The organism is Lachnoclostridium sp. An76, from assembly GCF_002161355.1.
Classification (GTDB): Bacteria; Bacillota; Clostridia; order Lachnospirales; family Lachnospiraceae; genus Mediterraneibacter; species Mediterraneibacter caccavium.
The window spans coordinates 87,803-107,845 of the sequence record NZ_NFHL01000001.1; the positions used below are offsets into that span (position 1 = coordinate 87,803).

Below are 20,043 nucleotides of genomic sequence, written 5' to 3' on the forward strand. Positions count from 1 at the left end.
AAGTAAGTTTATATACTATTATTAAGGGGCTTTATGACTATATTTAAAACACTAACATACTACAACACCCACGCCCAATCCTTCACCCAATCCACTCTCAATGTAGACTTCACTGCCATCCAGAACAAATTCCTGGACAAACTCCCTGCCGGGGCTTTCATCCTGGACTTCGGCTGCGGATCTGGTCGTGACACCCGTTATTTTCTTGACCAGGGCTATCGTGTGGAAGCTATAGACGGCTCTGTAGAGTTGTGCCGCCTGGCCGGAGAATACACAGGGATTGAAGTGAAATGCATGCTTTTCCAGGAGCTGCAGGATACAGACAGATATGATGCTGTCTGGGCGTGTTCATCGATCCTGCATCTTACATACGATGATCTGATTACAGTGCTGGAAAAGATTGCACGCGCGCTGAAGGACAGAGGGCTGCTTTATACTTCGTTTAAGTACGGGACGGAAGAAGGGGAGAGGAACGGACGGTATTTTACGGATATGACAGAAGAAAAACTGGCTGGGCTTTTGGAAAAGGCTCCTGATTTTGAGATTGAGGAGCAGTGGATCACTTCTGATGTGCGTCCGGGACGGGGAGAAGAAAAATGGCTGAATCTTTTTCTGAGAAAGAAATAGTTCATTATCCTAACGGTGGGAAAAGTACTTTTTATATTTCGGGGCGGACGGCGGTTATTATCGATGAGGATATCTGCCGACGTGATCCAGAAGAAGATATTTTTCCGTATACACTGATCACGGATAAGCAGAATGAATATATGCATCGGTATGATAAGGTGTTTCGATTTCTGGCAGAGGACTGTGATCAGATTGATCATGTCATAAATGGGACACAGAAAAGTGTGGACTTTGTCTTACGGGTTCCAAACAGAGAAGACAGTGCGGAAGCATCGCCGTTGGAGTTCCGCTTTGAACAGAATTTCACGAATGTATACGGCAGTAACGCACTGAAATATCTTGCAAAAGAGTATGGAATCGCGGATGCGGATGGAAGAAATTATTTTCTGGACTATTTTGTGCGGACAGAAGACGGCGGAATTGCTGTGGAAGAAAACGGCGTGAGTTATCATCATCCACAGATTATCGGAATAGAGCAGTACCGCAGACAGCTCCGCAAGCAGAATACATGTATCCAGTGGGGAATTAAGCTCTCCCGTTTTTCTACCGAAGACTTAATATTTGAAAACAGGATCGAAGATGATATTCGGACTTATTTCGGAAAGGATACCGGACGATTCAGGGAAAATGGACTTACACTGGACAGAAAAGTGAAGCTGTACGACCATCAGCTTACGACTCTCCAAGATATGGAAGAAAAACGTGCGGAAGGGATTCATGCTTTTCTGATCATTTTTCCAACAGCAAGCGGAAAATCTAAGATTATTGAAGAGGATATCAAAAAGTTTGCAGCTGGGAGAACGGATTTCAGGGCACTGATACTGGCGCCGAATACGAATATTATTCACGACTGGCACCAGAGAATCGAGGATTCCCTGAGAGAATATAAAGATAATATTGAAGTCCACACTTATGCGTATATGGTGAGAAATTATACGAAAAATCGACAGGATGAGTATCATTATATCGTGATCGATGAGGCACATCATGCCGTTGCGCCGATGCTGAAACAAGTAATCCAGTATTTTACGCCGGAATTTATGGTGGGACTGACAGCAACAGATCAAAGACCGGACAGGAAGAAGCTGGAGAGTATTTTCGGAAGTTACAAGACAAGCCTTTCCCTGGTTGATGCAATGGGAAAAGGAATCGTTGCCCGGGCAAATGTTTATCGCCTGGAGACGAATATTGATCTGAGTCATGTCAGATTTAACGGAAAAGATTATGTGAATGCGGATCTCGAAAAAAGCATTCGCGTGAACTCGAGAAACGAACTGATCGTCCAGGTGCTTAAAGACTATTTCTGTGACGGAACAATGGCAGAGCGTCAGGGGATTATTTTTTGTGTCAACACAAAGCATGCGGCGGAAATGGAACGTCTCCTGAATGCCGAAGGGATCACGGCAAAAGCCTATACCGGGCAGACCAGGAAGCCGGAGCAGGTTATGGCAGATTTCCGGGAGAAGAAAATCCGTTTTCTATGCGCCTGCAATATGATTTCAGAGGGATGGGATTATCCGGAGTTGGGGATACTTGTCATGGCAAGACCTATGCTGTCAAAAGTTCTCTACCTGCAGCAGATCGGCAGAGGACTGCGGAAGACAGACGTTAAGAAAAGCGTATTTGTAATAGATGTTGTGGATGAGTACGGCGCAATGGTGCGCCCATGCACAATGCACAGTATTTTCCAGAACGCAATGTACGTTCCGTTCGGAGATATTACGCGCAGAGATTATCAGCTGGGAGAGCTTATAGAGATCGACGGATTCCGGGAACGGATCGAACGCATTACAGAAATCGATATTACAAATTTTGAGGACAAATATGGAAATTACATGAGCCAGGAACAACTGGCGAGAGAGTATTACGTCAGTACCGGAACGATCACGAGCTGGGGAAAGAAAGGAAAGATTAAGCCTTCAGTCACTTATCTATTCGGAAGCAAGAAAGTATATCTGTTCAGCCCGGAGGATGTGATGAAGATACGTCAGGAACTGAACATTCCCATACATACCGATGAGACAATTAAACAGGATTTCTTTGATTTTCTGGGGGAAAGAGATTATTCTCTTTCTTATAAGATGCCATTCCTGCTTTCGTTCCTGAAGAATATGAATTCCATCGGTGATGCCCGGATCGAGGATGTGCTTACAGATTATATCAATTTTTACAGCGAACGGATCAAGAAAGGACTACCGGTGGACAGACCCTCCTGCCCTTATAATAAGACTACACTGAAAGACCGGAAACTGATCAAGAGAAACATGATGACAAATCCGTTTGAAAAGTTTGAGCGGAAGAGATTCCTGTATCATTCAGAAGACCTGGACGTGATATCCATGAACCATGCGCTGTTCTCCCGACTGGAAGAAGATGATTTTCGGAGAGTAGAGGAACAGATGTTGCAAGATCTGAAAAATTATTATGAGAAACTGAAAATGTAGCCCGGAGAAAATTATGAAAAGGAATAAGGTGTTGGAGAACATGAGTTATGACAGATTAAGCAGATATCTGAGCCTCATCCTGCGGCATCATCCCGAAGTGCTCGGGATCAGCCTGGACGCACACGGCTGGGCTGATGTCGATGAACTGATCGCAGGGATCGCACAGAAGAAAAATTTTAACAGGGAAATACTTGAGGAGATTGTCAGAACAGACAAGAAGCAGAGATACTCATTCAGCGAAGACGGGGCGAAGATCCGGGCAAACCAGGGGCATTCTGTTCAGGTCGATCTGGAACTTCAGCCGATAGAACCGCCGGATCTGCTCTGGCATGGAACCGCGGAAAAATATACTGCTTCGATCGAGAAAACAGGGCTAAAGTCGGGCAGCCGCATGTATGTGCATCTCTCGCCGGACATAGAGACAGCGGTTGCCGTGGGAAAGCGTCACGGCAGACCAATCGTCTATGAAGTAAAAAGCGGTCAGATGTACCGGGATGGATTTTGCTTTTACCGTTCTGCCAACGGAGTCTGGCTTACTCATGATGTGACGAAAGTTTATTTAGTGAGAATGGAATCATCTGTATTTACCAGGAGTATAACGATATGACAAGATTAAATATCCCGATCGGTATTTCTGATTTTTCAGAAATACGCCAAAATAATTATTACTATATTGACAAGTCCGCCTTGGTCAGCGAACTTCTGGAGACAGCAGCAACCAAGGTGACACTGATCACCCGTCCCAGGCGATTTGGAAAAACTCTTGCTATGAGCATGCTTTCCAGCTTTTTTGATATTACCCGGAACAGCAGAGCCCTTTTTGACGGTCTGGAAGTATCCGGGGACGCAGAAGTGTGCAGTTCATGGATGAATCAGTATCCGACAGTCTTTCTGACTTTTAAAAATGTAGATGGGCTGACGTTTTCCAGTGCCTATGGGCAGTTAAAATATGAGATAGCTGATCTGTATAAAAGATATGATTTCCTGTTGAGCAGTGAGCGGATCAGTGAAGAAGAGAAAAGACTGTTCGACCAGATCAGACAGCGCACGGCAGGAGAAATCGAAGTCCGACGGTCAATCCAGCTGATACTGCAGCTTTTATCTGAATACTACAATAAGCCGGCTATCCTTCTGTTGGATGAATATGATGTGCCTCTGGCAAAAGCCAGCAGCCAGGGATATTATGATGAGATGCTTGAAGTCATCCGGTCTATGATGATTACTGCGCTGAAGGATAATCCTTCGCTCCGGTTTGCGATTATTACCGGGTGCCTGAAGATTGCAAAGGAAAGTATCTTTACCGGTACAAATAACTTTGTTTCCGATACGGTTTCTTCTACAAGACTGAATGAATATTTTGGCTTTACGCAGAAAGAAGTGGAAAAAATCCTGCATGACGCCGGGCTGACAGAGAAGAAAGAGGATATAAAGAAATGGTATGATGGATACCGATTCGGAGATTTCGATGTTTACTGTCCGTGGGATGTGATGAATTATGTACACGATCTTCAGCTTGACCCACAGGCGAAGCCGTCCGGTTACTGGAAAAATACCAGCGATAATGCGATCATCCGTTCTTTTATAGACTATGCCGGAAGCAGTATTTCAATGAAGCTGGAAACCCTGCTTTCAGGAGGATATATCGTTCAAAATGTCGAAGAAAATCTGACTTACGACTATCTGCATTCTTCGGAAGACAATCTGTGGAGCATCCTGTATCTGACAGGGTACCTGACAGGGGTAAGGGAAAACGAGCTGTCTCTTCCAATACGCGAAAACGAGACTGCGCTGATGATACCGAATCTTGAGATCAGGGAGATTTTCGAATCGACAGTTATAAAATGGTTTGACGACAGTGCAAAGACATGGGACCGAAAAGCACTGTTTGAGGCTGTCTGGAACGGCGACAGTGAGAGTCTGACCAAAGAGATGAATCGCCTGCTCCGCAAAACGATCAGTTACCATGACTATAAAGAAGATTTTTATCATGCATTTCTTGCGGGAATTTTTGCAGGGGCAGGATATACGGTTGAATCCAACAAAGAACATGGAGAGGGCAGAAGCGACATCGTCGTTTACGATTCAGTTGACGGACGAGTGGCAGTTTTTGAAGCAAAGTATGCCAGGTCACTGGAGACACTGCACAATGACTGCGAAAGAGCGATCCAGCAGATTGATGAGAAAATGTATGCAAAAGAGTTCGAGGATGATTACGATCAGGTTTTCTGTTACGGAATTGCTTTCTTCAAAAAGCGCTGCATGATTGAGAAAAAACAGGTTTGATGCTGAAAGAAAGGAGCACCCCATGTCCCTCTACGCCCTCGGCGATCTCCACTTAAGCTTCCAGTCCGACAAGTCCATGGACATCTTCGGAAGCGTATGGAAGCGCCACGAGAAAAAGATTGAAAAATATGTAAACCGGATCGTAAAGCCGGACGACACACTTGTGCTCACAGGCGACCACTCCTGGGGGAGAAAGCTGCCTGAGTGCAGGGAGGACCTCGCCTTCATCGAGCGGCTGCCGGGGCGGAAGATCCTGCTCCGTGGAAACCACGACATGTTCTGGGACGCGAAGAAGACAGAGCGTCTGAACGAGGAGTATAAGGACAGGCTGTTTTTCCTGCAGAATAATTTTGCGGCATATGAGGACTATGCCCTGGTGGGGACAAAGGGCTTTACTTTTGAAGGTCCGTTCTATCTGGACCGGTGGGGGAATATCACCGGGTGGGATGAACAGAAAGAAGCCCGGGCGGAAAAACTGGTGGAGCGGGAGATGGGGCGGCTCAGAGAGTCTTTCCGCAAGGCGTCGGAGGCAGGGTACCGGAAATTCATCATGTTCCTCCACTATCCGCCGACGAATATTCTGGAAGAGACTTCGCCGTTTACGGAGATTGCGGAGGAGTACGGCGTTTCCGCGGTTGTCTATTCCCACTGTCACGGGGAGAGCCGCTTCGGGGACAGTATCCGCGGAGAATTTCACGGGATCAGATATATGCTGGTGTCCGGCGACTATCTGAATTTCCGTCCTGCGCCGGTGCTTCCCTGAGACTGTGGGAGCCGTTCTCTTAAAATAATCAGGTAATCCCTGTTTTCCTTACGGCAGGCAAGGTGATAGGTCACATCAGCTTCCGGGTCCGTGAGAGGGACGAGGACGCGTCCGGAGAGAAGCCCGTCAGGATCATCTGCGAGATCTGTGGCGAAGCAGGGCAGGGAAGAGCTGCGGACCAGTTCGTTAAATTCAAACTCATCGTTCTGCACGAGAAAATGTGAGGCCGGCATTTTCTCCCGACACATCCCGTCCCAGAAGCCAATCTCTGACTTGAGGAGAAAATTAAATCCGTTCAGGTCGCGGAATGTGACAGAAGTTTTCCCGGCGAGTGCATGGGACGGAGGGACGCAGATGAACAGGCGCTCCCTGAGGAACGGAAACGATAGGAAACGGTCGTCCCGGCTCTCGTGAGGAAGGACAGCGATCCTGCACAGGTCAGAAGAAAGATCTTCCCATACGCTGTCGGAATCTTTCAGGGAGGATGCAATAGTCATGGCCGGAAAAGCGGATGAGAGGGCGGGAAGCACATACCACAGAGGCGCCGGGGCGCAGGAGCTGACTGTGATAGTGCGCAGGCTCCGGTCGTAATCCTGCACCTGCTTCAGGGCAGAGTCCGCTGCGTCGAGGACACGTCGCGCCTGCTCCACGGCAAAGCGTCCGGTCTCGTTCAGAGAGATCCGGTTCTTCCCGCGGACGAACAGGGGGACTTTGAAGCTCTCTTCCAGATGCTGCATGGTCCGCGTGATCGTAGGCTGCGAGATATGAAGCTTTTCAGCAGCCTGAGAGAGCGTGCCGGATTCCGCAAATGCGGCGAATTGTTCCAGTTCTTCTAATGTAAACATAATAACCTCCTTGTCTTCCGTCGGATCTGTCCAAGATCCATATGGCTCGGTATTTATTCTCAGTATTCATGATATGAAATCTGTATTCCTGTATTCTTATTGTACATTTTCCATATAAAAAAGTAAAATAAAACCAGTAGCAGAGAGTTAAAAGTGAAATTGCTGTAAAATAATATGAAAGATCTTGAATAGCAGGAGGTATGACAGATGGAATATGTAGAATTGAATAACGGGGTGAAAATGCCCCTGCTCGGTTATGGAGTGTACCAGACTCCGCCGGAAGAGACAGAGCGCTGTGTGCTTGATGCCGTGAGTGTGGGATACCGGAGTATTGACACGGCGCAGGCGTACGGAAACGAGGAAGGTGTAGGGAGCGCGCTGGCAAAGAGCGGCCTGCCGAGAGAAGAGTTTTTCCTAACTACAAAAGTATGGATCAGCAATGCCGGATATGAGAGAGCAAAGGCATCCATAGAAGAATCATTAAAAAAACTTCAGACATCCTATCTGGACCTTCTTTTGATCCACCAGCCGTTCGGAGACTATTACGGGACTTACCGTGCCATGGAAGAAGCGTACAGAGAGGGAAAGGTCAGGGCGATCGGAGTGTCAAACTTCTATCCGGACCGTCTGATCGATCTTTATCATTTCGCGGAGATCAAGCCCTCGGTCAACCAGATCGAGACACATGTATTCCAGCAGCAGGAAACAGCGCGGAAGTATCTGAAAGCCCGCGGTGTCCAGATCGAGTCCTGGGGACCGTTTGCAGAAGGGAAAAATGATTTCTTCCGGAATCCGGCGCTCGTTGAGATTGGGAAGCGATATGGGAAGACGGCCGCACAGACCGCGCTGCGTTTTCTCATTCAGAGCGGCGTCGTGGCAATCCCGAAGTCTGTGCACAGGGAGCGGATGGAAGAGAACTTCCAGATCTTCGATTTCGCACTGACAGAAGAAGAGATGCAGAAGATCCGGGCTCTGGATACAGGGAAGAGTTTGTTCTTCTCACATTATGACCCGCAGACAGTGGAATGGTTCATGACATTTGCATAAAATCATGCAAAAACACTTTAACAGTTCAGCCGCGCCATTCGGAAAACCGCACTGACGTGCTTACTGCGGCTGCCGCCGCTGTTTTCCTCATTAACGGGCGCTCAGCTCATCAGGCTGCCCGGTCGAAAAACCATGCAGGCATGTTTTTCTCGCCCGCACAGCCTGATGGCTGAACTGTTGGGCTATAAAATCTTGTCGATTCCTGTAAATTTTATATTGTGTATTTTTATGCATTAGGTTACAATAAAAAATGCATATTTAAAGGGAGGAGACAAGTGCAATGTTTGGAAAAAACAAAAAGGGGCGTGTTCCTTCAGCAAGAAAGGACTTTACGAAGCTGAAGACGCCCCATACTTATGCGATTATCTTTTTCGTAGTGGTTGCCTGCTGGCTTCTGACATTTCTGATCCCGGCGGGAAAATTCAGCACCCACGAGATCGAGTATCAGGACGCCAACGGCGAGACAGCTACAAGGACGGTCCTCATGGCGGATACGTTCCGCTACAGCTATAACCTGGACACGGATTTTGTGGCGGATGCGCTTGCTGATATCAGCAAGGATCAGGAACTGATGGACGAGATGGAAGTGGACCCCGAGGCGCTCTCCGCACTGATGGAAACGGATTCTTCCACGTGGACCCAGGCAGACCTAGACGCGGTCGGCATCAGTGACGATGAGATGTACAGCCTGTACGGCGAGGATTTCTATGATACGAGCGAAAAGCTCCACAAGACAGCGGGAATCTGGGGAACCCAGGACTTCGGCGGTTTCGGATTTATGAACTATGTGTTCGAGGGACTTGTGACCGGCGACCGTTCCGGCTCCGCAGTCGGTTTATGCGCGCTGATCCTTGTGATCGGCGGTTCCTTCGGTATCATTATGAAAACGGGAGCCATCGACGCGGGTATCTATGCGTTCATCAGAAAGACAAAGGGACTGGAGCGTCTGGCTCTGCCGCTGCTCTTTATCCTGTTCTCACTGGGCGGGGCGACCTTCGGCATGGCGGAAGAGTGTATCCCCTTTGCCATGATCATGGTGCCCTTTGTGATCGCACTGGGGTATGACTCCATCGTAGCGGTGACCGTGACCTATGTGGCCTCCCAGGTGGGAAATGCCGTGTCATGGATGAGCCCATTCTCTGTTGCAGTGGCGCAGGGAATCGCGGGAGTACCGGTCCTTTCCGGAGCGACCTTCCGTCTGGTCATGTGGGTAGTCGTGACACTTGCGGCAGCCGCTTTCATGATGGTTTACGCGGAGGGCGTGCGCAAGACGCCGCAGAAATCTGTGGTATATGCGGGAGACGCTTACTTCCGCAGCCGCATGGATACGGTGACAGACGAAGAGCGGGAGTTCAACCTGGGACACAAGCTGATCCTTCTGGAAATGCTGGCTGTCCTGATCTGGATCATCTGGGGCGTTACCCAGCGCGGATTCTATATCCCGGAGATCGCGTCCCAGTTCTTTGTCATGGGATTCGTGGCAGGTGTGATCGCGATCATCTTCAAGCTGAACGGCATGACCATTAACGGCATGGCTTCCGCATTCCAGGGCGGTATCGCAGACCTGGCAGGCACGGCGGTTGTCGTTGGTATGGCGAAGGGAATCCTTCTCGTACTGGGCGGTTCTGACGCGGACGTTCCGTCTGTGCTGAACACAATTCTGTACGGCATCGGAAATGTGCTTGACGGCGTTCCGGCATTCCTGGGAGCATGGTTTATGTACATCTTCCAGAGCCTGTTCAACCTGGTCGTGACGTCCAACTCCGGACAGGCGGCCCTGACCATGCCGATCATGGCGCCGCTCTCAGACCTGGTGGGCGTGTCCCGGCAGATCGCGGTTCTGGCTTACCAGCTGGGCGCGGGATTTGTGGACGCATTTACCCCGGTGTCGGCAAGCTTGATCGGTGTGCTCGGCGTGGCAAGGATCGAGTGGGGCAAATGGGCGAAGTTCCAGATCAAGATGCAGGCATTCTTCTTCGTGATGGGAACAATCTTTATCGCCATTGCGGTTGCGATTAATTTCCAGTAGAAAAACAGAAAATAACTTCGGCCGGCGTTCTAAGTGGCGCCGGCCGGACTGCTTTGACACACGGAGAAATGGATTGAGATCAGAAAAACAGATTGAGGCATAAGGAGAGAAATCAATGGTTACGATCATCAGAAACACGAAAGTCTATCAGCCGGAATATGCCGGAGTGAAGGACATTCTTATACTGGGGGACCGCATTGCCGCGGTCGGAGAGGATCTGCGGGCGGATTTCGGCGGCTGTCTTGAGGTGCAGGAGATCAACGGCAGCGGCATGGCTGCTGTGCCGGGATTTATCGACAGCCACGAGCATATCCTGGGCGGAGGCGGCGAGGGCGGTTTCCACACACGGACGCCTGAAGCTGCTCTTGGCGACCTGATCCGAAACGGCATCACCACGGTGGTGGGCTGCATCGGAACGGACGGCGTGGGCAGGGATATGACCGCCCTGCTGGCAAAAGCGCACGCCCTGGAAAATGAAGGAGTCACCACATACACTTACGCGGGCTCCTACCAGGTGCCGGTGCGCACACTGACGGACAGCCTGATGAAGGATATCATGATGCTGGACAAGGTGATCGGTGTGGGAGAGGTGGCAATCTCTGACCACCGTTCATCCCAGCCTACTTTTGAGGAGTTCGCACGGATCGCGGCGGACGCCAGAGTGGCGGGGATGCTCTCGGGGAAGGCAGGGATCGTGAATGTCCATCTGGGAGACAGTGAGCGCAGGCTCGACCTGATCCGCCGGGTGGTCCGCGAGACGGAGATCCCTGCGTCCCAGTTCCTGCCCACCCATGTGAACCGCAACGCGGCGCTGTTCGAGGAGTGTCTGGACTTTGCAGCAGAGGGCGGCACCATTGATTTTACCGGAAATGAGGACATCGACTACTGGGAGACAATCTGCGATGAGGTGCGCGTATGCCGGGGAATCCGCATGCTTCTTGACAGAGGCATCTCAAGCGACCGCTTCACCATCTCTTCCGACGGTCAGGGAAGCCTTCCTGTCTTTAACGAGAAGGGCGAGTTCCAGGGCATCGGCATCGGGAAGGCGTCCTGCCTGCTGAAAGAAGTGCGGGAGTGCGTGCAGAAGGAAGGCATTCCGCTTGAAACCGCGGTCAAAGGCATCACATCCAACCCGGCGGCCATCCTGAAGCTGGATCGAAAAGGACGGATCAAAGAAGGATTCGACGCGGACATCTGTCTGCTGAAAGAGGACACGCTGGAACTTGATACTGTGATCGCAAAAGGACAGGTCATGGTAAGAGACGGGGAGCAGAAAGTGTTCGGGACATTTGAGGAGCATATTAATCACAACTGAGAGAGCGTATTAATCACAACATAGAAGCAGGAGCCGGCGCACAGGGAATCGTATCAATATCATTCCCGTGCGCCGGCTCCTGCTTATTATTTCAGGAAAAACCGCACCATCTTTTCATTTCGTTTCCGATAGGGCTGATACCGCATCGGCAGGTCGATCCATGTCTTCTTGTCCACAATGCTCTTATAGTGGGTGAAGGTGTCAAATCCGGTCTTGCCATGGTACGCGCCCATGCCGCTCTCACCAAAGCCGCCGAAGCCCATCTCCGAGGTGGCGAGGTGGATGATGGTATCATTGATGCATCCGCCGCCGAAGCCGCAGCGCGCCGTCACTTTTCTTGCAGCCTTTTTATCTGAGGTGAAGAGGTACAGCGCCAGCGGATGAGGTATGGAGTTGATCCGCCGGATAGCTTCGTCCAGGCTGTCGAATGTAAGGACAGGCATGACCGGCCCGAAAATCTCTTCCTGCATGACAGCGTCGGAGAAGGACGCATTGTCCATGACCGTGGGTTCGATGCGGAGTGTACTCCGGTCAGAACCTCCGCCGTGGACGACTTTCTTCTCATCGATCAGGCCGAGGATCCGGTCAAAATGCTTTTCGTTGATGATCTTTCCGTAATCGGAATTGCAAAGCGGCTGTTTCCCATACTGTCTGCGGATCTGCTTCTGAACTTCCTTGATCAGCTTATCTTTCACAGAGCGGTGGCAGTACACATAGTCCGGAGCCACGCAGGTCTGCCCGCAGTTTAAGTATTTCCCGAAGACGATCCTTTTTGCCGCAAGCTTGATATCTGCGGTCTGGTCCACGATGCAGGGGCTCTTTCCGCCCAGTTCCAGGGTGACAGGCGTGAGATATTCGGCGGCGTTCCGCATGACTTCCTTTCCCACGTTCTGGCTGCCGGTGAAGAAGATGTAGTCAAAATGCTCGTGCAGAAGGCAGGTGTTCTCCGCGCGTCCGCCGGTCACCACAGCCACATACTGGGGTTCAAAGCACTCGGACAGGATGAGCCGGAGCACCTCGCTTGTGTGGGGCGAATAAGCGCTGGGCTTTACGACCACCGTATTCCCCGCGGCAAGCGCGTCGACAAGCGGGGAGAGGGTCAGCATGAACGGATAGTTCCAAGGGCTCATGATCAGCGTCACGCCGTAGGGCGACGGTTTCTTATAGCTGCGGGAATGGAACTGCGCCAGCGGCGTGCGCACCCGCTGCTCCCGTGCGAATTTCGGCGTGTGCTTCAGCATGTAGCTGATCTCCTCTAAGACCATGCCGGTCTCGCACATATAGCTCTCAAACCCGCTTTTCCCGAGATCCTTTTTCAGCGCGTCATGAATTTCTGCTTCATGGCCGGAGATGGCGCGATAGAGCTTCTGAAGCGCCGTAAGGCGGCTGCTGACCGGGAGCGTGGCTCCGGTCTGAAAATATTTCCTCTGCCTTGTGACAATATCTTTAATTTCCTGTTCCGTCATCTTCGTCTGCTCCTTTCCCTGGGGTCTTCATTTCCGTTTTCTTCACCTGGCTCAGGCATCAGCATGTAGCAGAACCGCTCCAGCTCCGACGCGCCCATAAGGACGGGGACAGGGTAGAATAAATGAAATATGGAATGTCTGCGCCCGCCAGAGACTTTTCCAGGCGGCGGGTCAGTCCCAGTTTCCTGCTCCCGGCATCCGTGATGATCAGGACTTTGCTGCATTTCTTTTCTGAATGACTTCCGGCAGGGTCTTTGCGCTGCCGACGACCTTCGGTTTCCGGTAGGGCAGTAACGGCAGGGTGATCTTTAAGCCTGTCTGAAAGGTCCTGCAGCAGATTCTTTTTAGAGGGTTCATTTGAACAGACCCTTTCCTGTGTAGTTACAGCGTTTCTTATTATAATGTATTTCCTGAAAATATTAGCAGTTGGGATTCTGTTTGTCAACAAATCCGGTATTGACATTATCAGCAGAATATTCATAATGGATAAAGAAGAACTATATGAGACAGGAGAGTTAAAGAGATGAAAATAGCTGTAACATATGATAATGGAAACATTTTTCAGCATTTTGGAAGGACAGAGCAGTTTAAGGTGTATGAAGTAGAGGACAACAAGGTGGTCTCCAGCGAAGTGATCGGTTCCAACGGGGTCGGACATGGCGCGCTGGCAGGTCTGCTTGCCGATCAGGCTGTGGACGTGCTGATCTGCGGCGGTCTTGGCGGCGGAGCCCAGACGGCTCTCGCAGAGGCAGGGGTCGAGGTGTGCGCAGGCGCCGAGGGGGATGCAGACCAGGCGGTGGAAGCCTACCTGAAAGGCGAGCTGGTGTCCACCGGCGCAAACTGTGACCATCACCATCACGAGGACGGGCACAGCTGCGGTGACCATGAAGAGGGACACGGCTGCGGCAGCCACGATGAGGGGCATTCCTGCGGTTCCGGGTGCGGAAGTAGCTGCGGCGGGGGATGCGGCTCCAGACCCGCATTTACCGGACGCAATGTAGGAAAAACCTGCCGCGCCCATTACAGGGGAACCTTCAATGACGGGACCCAGTTTGATTCTTCCTACGACCGCGGGGAGCCGTTAGAATTTGTGTGCGGCGCCGGGCAGATGATCCTGGGTTTTGACAAAGCCGTAGCGGACATGGAAGTGGGACAGGCAGTGGATGTGCACCTGATGCCGGAAGAAGCTTACGGCATGCCGGACCCCAGCGCTGTCTTTTCTGTCGAGATCGCGCAGCTCCCGGGCTCTGAGGAGCTTGAGGCGGGACAGCAGGTCTATCTGTCCAACCAGTTCGGGCAGCCGTTCCCGGTCAAAGTCGTGGAGAAGGACGAGAAGATGATCACATTCGATGCGAACCATGAGATGGCTGGAAAAGAGCTGAACTTCAGGATCGAGCTTGTTGAAGTACTGGAAGGGTGATGAGGATTTTGTTCCCTGTGATTGATAAAAAGAAAAACGGGATCCGTCTGCGCAGGATCATGGATGAGCGCGCGCTGTCCGTGAAAGACGTCCAGCAGTATCTGGGGCTTGGCAGCATCCAGAGCGTTTACCACTGGCTGAACGGGATCAGTATGCCGACCATTGATAACCTGTATGCACTGAGTGAATTGTTTCAGCTCCCGGTAGATGAGATGCTGTGCGGAAACAGGCAGTATGACTATAAAACGGCGGACAGACAGAACGCCCGTGTGAAACGCCTGCAGGCACATCACGACAGGCTGTTGGAACACAAAGCAGCGTAGAACTTTTATACTACAAGTTCAATGACAAATGCAGTGTCCTCCCTTAAAATGATTCTTATAAAGATCAGGAATCGTTTTAAGGGAGGAGTTTTTATGAGTGAAAAGATAAACGTGCTGAAATCCATGGGACAGGTTAAGGTGTTGAACTGATTGGCCGGGGATGAACCTCATGGCTGTAATGTGGGCAATATCATTTAGAAGAACGGCTGCGGTGTATGCCGCGGCTTTTTCTCTACACGGGAGAACAGTAATGAAAAGGGAAAAAAGCAGAGTCTGCTAACAACATCTGGAACAAAGAGGGGGTCCTGATATGCGGACTGGGAGAAAAGAATAAAATCATAGCAAGGATCAAATACTTCAGAAAGTGCTGCCGTTGGAGCCTGCAGCGCATTGCCCGTGGATACGCGGACTGCGACAAATGGAATATGTGCCGGTATCTGCAGAACCTGATCCCGGATATGCTGCAGGATCTGCGGAATGAGCGGCACGGTTCGCCCGGTTTCCTGGGCGAAAATTATACGAATGAAGACGGGATCTTAGTCAATGATACCTGTCACGAAGAATGGGATAAGCTCTTAGACCGCATGATCTTTCTGTGGAGAGAATCGAATGAATATACATGTACCAGACAGAATCCTTATGAAGAAGAATACTCGAAAGCGCATAAGGAATTTACAGAAAAATACGGTTTCCTGGGCGAAAAATTACAGACAGAAAAGGAATTAGAAGAGAACCGTAAACGCGGCGGAGGGGGAACCATGCACTTTATGGATGAACTGCCGGTATACAAAGAAATAACTGATCGATATTTTGCGGAGGAGAAAAAGATAGAAGCATATCGGAATACATCAAAGGATGAGGAGATGGACATGCTGAAAGAATGTTTTTTCAGTCTGTGGGATTAGAGTGCGGATCAGAAAGAGGCAAGGGGATGTACAGGCACTTCATTTTTTGCTAATATGAATGAAGCAGCTGCGCTTTTTCTATAACAGTGCAGAAAGATTGGAGGCATTTTATGAAGTACGATTTTACATCGATCATGGACCGCAGGGGCAGGGACGCTCTTGCCATAGACAGCGTAGGAGAGAAGGTATGGGGCAGCGAGCCGGAGAAGCCCATGGAAGGATTTGATTTTATCCCCATGTGGGTGGCAGACATGAATTTTCCCACCTGTCCGTCCGTCACGGAAGCCATAATGAAGAGAGTGCGGCACCCTGCGTTTGGATATTTCCGCCCGTCTGAGGAATATTATGATTCCATCATCCGGTGGCAGGAACATCATTTCGGCGTGACCGGGCTTAAGAAAGAGAATATCGGTTATGAGAACGGAGTGCACGGCTTTGTGACGAGCGCCGTCCAGGTGCTCTCGGAACCCGGAGATAAGATCCTTCTTCACAGCCCGTTTTACCTCGGATTCCGGGAGGATATCGAGGGGCTTGGGCGGGTATCCGTGCACAGTCCGCTGAAAAAAGACAGCGGCGGGATCTGGCGGATGGACTATGAAGACATGGATCGGAAGCTGAAAGAGAACCACATCCACCTTGCCATCTTCTGTTCCCCGCACAACCCCACCGGCCGCGTATGGGAGCGCTGGGAGCTGGAGCGGGCGATGGAGGTGTATGAGGCAAACGACTGCTATGTGATCAGCGATGAGATCTGGGCGGATCTTACCTTTGCTGGGCATCGACATATCCCGACCCAGATGACGAATGACTGGGCGAGAGAGCATGTGGCGGCAGCCTACGCGCCGAGCAAGACATTCAACCTTGCCGGTCTGATCGGCAGCTTTCACGTCATCTACAGCAGTTATCTGAGAGACCGGATCTGCGGACATGCCCGTGCAACACACTATAATGAGATGAATGTCCTCTCCATGCACGCCCTGATCGGGGCGTATCAGCCGGAAGGGTATGAGTGGCTGGAAGAACTGCGGGCCGTGCTGGAGGGAAACGCCCGCTTTGCCGTAGATTTTATCCGGAAACACTTTACCGGCGCAGACGTGGCGGAGCCCCAGGGAACATACATGCTCTTCCTTGACTGTACGGAGTACTGCAGGAAAAGCGGAAAGTCCATCGATGACCTGTTGAGAGACGGATGGAAGGTGGGAGTCGGCTGGCAGGACGGGAGAGCGTTCGGCGGACCCTGCCATATCCGGATGAATCTGGCGTCACCGAAGTCAAGGATCGTGGAGGCCTTTGAACGGTTGGATGGATATGTGTTTTTATGAAAAGAAGGTATTACCTTGTCATATAAGAGGGCGTTATTGGTTCGATTTTGAACTTTGTACTGTATTTTGTAAACAGACAGAATGGCCTTATACAAGGGAATGATATTGTGCCTATTTACAAAGGAGGAAAATGGAATTATTGCGGGCATGGTTGGGGGTGCATGGATTACGAATACATTTAATACAAATTACAATACAAATAATAACACAAACAATAATACGATTGTAATTACAGGTGAATCTGGAGGACAGGAAATCATAACAGCTGATGATTATGAACAGATAAAAAAAGACAATGAGGAATTGGTTGAAGATAATGAAAAACTTCAAGCAAGTCTTGAAAGTAATCAGCAAAGAAGTATAAAAATGGAAACGACAAAAAAGGACTTTTTTGAAGCAATTTATGACGGAGATGGGTATGAAAAATACAATTCTTCCAATAATACAGGGGAACTGAAAATTGGAGGAAAAGGATATACAGATGCGATTCAATTGTGGGGGTGGACCCCATTTATTCTACTCAACTTGGATGGGGAATATCAGAGCGTTAAATTTGATGCAGGGCGGATCGATGAGTCTTCTATTATTGATGGAATGCTGCGTGTATATCTGAATGATAATGAAAGCGGAGAATTTACTATTGATGCAGAAACACCGCTTACACCGATTGAGATTCAGGTGGCAGGAGCAACAACAATGAAAATTGAATTAGTCGGCGATGGATATAAGAAATATGGGCTTGTAAATTTTGAGGTTCAATAAAGGATAAAATAATAAGGGGAAACGATCAATATGACTACCGCCAATGTTGTTTTTATGGCACCAGTCAGCGTCCGTCATATCGCTCTGACGTCATTCATTGATCAGCCTGAGCTGTTCCGGTGTCGCAACATGGGCTTTGCGAGTGCCTGCCATAACCTATCCTCCATAATTATAGTGAAACAGTCCAAATATAAATATCTCTTTCGACTACGAATATAAGAGAATCCAATGGATCAGGAAATCCGTTAGAATATTTGGCACATACATAAGAACGACTTCTCATAAAAAAATCATGTTTTGGGCATGGAAAACGGACCGCTGGAATTCAGTGTGATAGACTTAATTCTACCAGTTATATTTGAAAAATGTGAAAAGTTTACTTCCATTCCAACCGCAGTTTTTTCTGAGATTGTTATTAGTAGTTAAAGCGCATGAGCTCAGGTGTCAGATTGACCTCATCTGGGGTAATCTGCTTAATCTGATGCGCTTTTAAGGTACTTTCCCCAAAGCTTTCCAGGTCAACATCATATGGCGTACGTCCACCGAGACTCCGCCTTGGAGTTGAATCGATATGGCTGACGATCAGGTTCAGATCCTATTGTGTAAGAAATTCAAAACTGGATCCCTCGGAAGTATCATCCGTAGCATTATGTGGGTATTTTCCACATCCCCTTTCCGACCACTGCGCATAGGAGTAAACTCTACCAGTCTAAGGAAAGGTGGAGCTTAAAATTCATTTTAGTAGGATAAAAACTGAACTGGAAAATATTGCCATAAAAAGTCTGATAGTGTAGAATATAACAGGAGAAGGCCCCTGCTATTTTATATTGGGGCACAGTTATCACATAGAATATACAACATTTACTTGAAAGGAATCAAAGGAAGACAACTTTGCTTCAGGAATAAAAAAGGGAGGAAATCCGTGTGAAAAATAGGATAGTAAAAATTGTTTTAAGCGCATTAGCCATCGGCTGTTGTCTTGGCGGGAGTTACTATATGGGGACTCAGACTACCACAGCAGAGGCTAAGTCTGTTGACTCAGAGCACCAGGATACAACAGAAGAAAAAATGTATGATACAGATTTGATCGCCATTGTAAATATGGATGAAGGTGTCAAGAAAAACGATCAGACTGTAAGCTACAGCCAGTCATTGCTGGGAACATTGGATATTAGTTATGAAGTGACTGGAATTGAAGCCCAAAACAAGGGATCGAGAATGGAAAATATAGTGCTTATCTGATTCTGCCGGGAACCTTTTCATCAGCAGTGGAATCCATAAACAGCTCGCCGCAAAAGGCGGTCCTTGAATACGCCATTTCCCAAAATCTTACACGGGAAGCGCAGGCACAGGCAATTTATTCCGTGGGAGACGCGTACACTACTTTGAGCAGCGGTATCAGCGAAGTGTATTTATCCTCTGTATTATCTGAAGTACACAAAGTACAGGATTCAGCCTCAACGATCAAAAACAACGATTCCAGAGATTTAACTGCTTTGAGTGAAATCAGGGGAGATGATCTTCGGGAGACAATACAGCTTCCGGAACTTACAACGGTAGAAAAGAACATTGATGTTTTGGATCTGGAGCCTGCATATGAGGAAAGTGATGAAATCCTGACACAGATAGATGATACATATCAGACGGCATGGGATCAGGGACTGCTAAGTTTTGAAGAGGTTAAGACCAGTTCTGTAAATTTAGAAGATAAAGTTAACGGTGAGAATGGAATCCAAAGTGCATATAACACTTTGATGCAAAACCATGGGAGTCCGATGACGCTTCCGGAGATTGATGATACAGTTGACCAGCAAGAAAAAGACGAGTTTGAAACTATCAAAAATTCTGTAAGTGGTGATTTGCAAACATTAACTGCGGGAATCTCTCAATTTGACACACTTAAAATTGATCAGGAAGATTATAATAAAAAGGTTGAGAAGACAAGTCAGGATTATCAGAAAACAATAGCAGCCCTGGGTGATCCCAAGGAAACAGAAACAGTGGTGGATCCAGACATGGAGGCAGAAGTCATCCACAATTACTATGAACTGTATACAAAAGCAGACGTAGATCAGAAGCTGGACTATCTGGAGAGCGCCCGGATTCAGTATGCAAATAGTAAATTGCAGGAATATTATGCTAAATATGTTATAAATAGGGAGTTGATCAAGACAGTAAAGGATCTGTATGATTCATTAACCTCTCTTAACCCAGTGAGATTCCCGGAAAAATCAGAAGAGGAAGTAAAAGCGGATTTGGAAGCTATTATTAGCGAACCCACACTTGAAGAAGTGCCAGATTCACAGGAGGATATACAGCTGACTGTATTGACAGTTGATACTTACATGTTTAAAGACATGCCTCAGGCACCTAACCTTTCGGATGTCAAACTGGGAGATATCAGCGCAGAAAGCATTACACGGGCAATGGACGATTTGATCGATACTTCAACCCGGTATACAGAGGGAAGGAAACCATTAGCAGAACAATAG

At 48.9% G+C, this 20,043-nt stretch carries 17 protein-coding genes and 1 pseudogene; 15 read left to right on the forward strand and 3 right to left on the reverse strand.

Annotated elements, in window-relative coordinates:
- The first annotated feature begins 39 nt into the window (after positions 1-39).
- From B5G27_RS00440 to B5G27_RS00460, 5 genes are read left to right on the forward strand one after another with little or no spacing between them, the layout of a single operon-like run.
- Positions 40-627: a class I SAM-dependent methyltransferase gene (locus B5G27_RS00440; RefSeq protein WP_206608969.1), complete on the forward strand. Its 588-nt coding sequence runs from the start codon at positions 40-42 to the stop codon at positions 625-627.
- Positions 597-3,071: a DEAD/DEAH box helicase gene (locus B5G27_RS00445; RefSeq protein ID WP_087177025.1), complete on the forward strand. Its 2,475-nt coding sequence runs from the start codon at positions 597-599 to the stop codon at positions 3,069-3,071. Before B5G27_RS00440 ends, B5G27_RS00445 begins: the two co-directional genes overlap by 31 nt.
- 13 nt (positions 3,072-3,084) lie before the next feature.
- Positions 3,085-3,678, forward strand: a complete 594-nt coding sequence (locus B5G27_RS00450; RefSeq protein WP_242958177.1) for an RNA 2'-phosphotransferase — start codon at positions 3,085-3,087, stop codon at positions 3,676-3,678.
- On the forward strand, positions 3,675-5,354 hold the full coding sequence (locus B5G27_RS00455; protein ID WP_087177026.1) for an AAA family ATPase: 1,680 nt from the start codon (positions 3,675-3,677) through the stop codon (positions 5,352-5,354). The genes B5G27_RS00450 and B5G27_RS00455 overlap by 4 nt, the downstream gene beginning before the upstream one ends.
- Before the next feature lie 22 nt (positions 5,355-5,376).
- Complete coding sequence (locus B5G27_RS00460) at positions 5,377-6,117, forward strand: metallophosphoesterase (RefSeq protein WP_087177027.1); 741 nt, start codon at positions 5,377-5,379, stop codon at positions 6,115-6,117.
- On the opposite strand, the gene B5G27_RS00465 is transcribed toward B5G27_RS00460, so the two are convergent.
- Complete coding sequence (locus B5G27_RS00465) at positions 6,081-6,962, reverse strand: LysR family transcriptional regulator (protein ID WP_087177028.1); 882 nt, start codon at positions 6,960-6,962, stop codon at positions 6,081-6,083. The two genes, B5G27_RS00460 and B5G27_RS00465, sit on opposite strands and share 37 nt — an antisense overlap.
- Before the next feature lie 207 nt (positions 6,963-7,169).
- On the opposite strand from B5G27_RS00465, the gene B5G27_RS00470 reads away from it, so the two are divergent.
- From B5G27_RS00470 to iadA, 3 genes are all read left to right on the forward strand, one after another.
- Positions 7,170-8,009 carry an aldo/keto reductase gene (locus tag B5G27_RS00470; RefSeq protein WP_087177029.1) on the forward strand — a complete coding sequence of 280 codons (840 nt, stop codon included), beginning with the start codon at positions 7,170-7,172 and terminating at the stop codon, positions 8,007-8,009.
- A gap of 280 nt (positions 8,010-8,289) precedes the next feature.
- Positions 8,290-10,038 carry a putative basic amino acid antiporter YfcC gene (gene yfcC, locus B5G27_RS00475; protein WP_087177030.1) on the forward strand — a complete coding sequence of 583 codons (1,749 nt, stop codon included), beginning with the start codon at positions 8,290-8,292 and terminating at the stop codon, positions 10,036-10,038.
- Positions 10,039-10,153: 115 nt separating this feature from the next.
- A complete protein-coding gene (gene iadA, locus B5G27_RS00480) occupies positions 10,154-11,353 on the forward strand; it encodes a beta-aspartyl-peptidase (protein WP_087177031.1) in 1,200 nt (399 codons plus the stop codon).
- An 86-nt stretch (positions 11,354-11,439) separates the two neighbouring features.
- Here the strand turns inward: iadA and B5G27_RS00485 are convergent, their stop codons facing one another.
- On the reverse strand, positions 11,440-12,819 hold the full coding sequence (locus tag B5G27_RS00485; protein WP_087177032.1) for an aldehyde dehydrogenase: 1,380 nt from the start codon (positions 12,817-12,819) through the stop codon (positions 11,440-11,442).
- A gap of 523 nt (positions 12,820-13,342) precedes the next feature.
- Between B5G27_RS00485 and B5G27_RS00490 the strand changes: the two genes are divergently transcribed.
- The 5 genes from B5G27_RS00490 (at position 13,343) to B5G27_RS00510 (ending at position 17,551) form a co-directional block, all read left to right on the forward strand.
- Positions 13,343-14,239: an FKBP-type peptidyl-prolyl cis-trans isomerase gene (locus B5G27_RS00490; RefSeq protein WP_087177033.1), complete on the forward strand. Its 897-nt coding sequence runs from the start codon at positions 13,343-13,345 to the stop codon at positions 14,237-14,239.
- Between the two features lie 17 nt (positions 14,240-14,256).
- The gene (locus B5G27_RS00495) at positions 14,257-14,562 is read left to right on the forward strand and encodes a helix-turn-helix domain-containing protein (RefSeq protein WP_242958179.1); all 306 of its coding nucleotides are present in this window, start codon (positions 14,257-14,259) and stop codon (positions 14,560-14,562) included.
- 425 nt (positions 14,563-14,987) lie between these two features.
- Positions 14,988-15,467 carry a hypothetical protein gene (locus B5G27_RS00500; RefSeq protein WP_242958181.1) on the forward strand — a complete coding sequence of 160 codons (480 nt, stop codon included), beginning with the start codon at positions 14,988-14,990 and terminating at the stop codon, positions 15,465-15,467.
- 110 nt (positions 15,468-15,577) lie between these two features.
- On the forward strand, positions 15,578-16,789 hold the full coding sequence (locus B5G27_RS00505; RefSeq protein ID WP_087177036.1) for a MalY/PatB family protein: 1,212 nt from the start codon (positions 15,578-15,580) through the stop codon (positions 16,787-16,789).
- Positions 16,790-16,870: 81 nt separating this feature from the next.
- Positions 16,871-17,551: a hypothetical protein gene (locus B5G27_RS00510; protein WP_087177037.1), complete on the forward strand. Its 681-nt coding sequence runs from the start codon at positions 16,871-16,873 to the stop codon at positions 17,549-17,551.
- Between the two features lie 415 nt (positions 17,552-17,966).
- On the opposite strand, the pseudogene B5G27_RS16975 reads toward B5G27_RS00510, so the two are convergent.
- Positions 17,967-18,244: pseudogene (locus B5G27_RS16975) on the reverse strand (IS30 family transposase); the annotation flags it as partial.
- Between the two features lie 231 nt (positions 18,245-18,475).
- On the opposite strand from B5G27_RS16975, the gene B5G27_RS00520 reads away from it, so the two are divergent.
- Both B5G27_RS00520 and B5G27_RS00525 read left to right on the forward strand, forming a co-directional pair.
- Positions 18,476-18,793: a hypothetical protein gene (locus B5G27_RS00520; protein WP_087177038.1), complete on the forward strand. Its 318-nt coding sequence runs from the start codon at positions 18,476-18,478 to the stop codon at positions 18,791-18,793.
- Between the two features lie 143 nt (positions 18,794-18,936).
- Positions 18,937-20,043: a hypothetical protein gene (locus tag B5G27_RS00525; protein WP_143449622.1), complete on the forward strand. Its 1,107-nt coding sequence runs from the start codon at positions 18,937-18,939 to the stop codon at positions 20,041-20,043.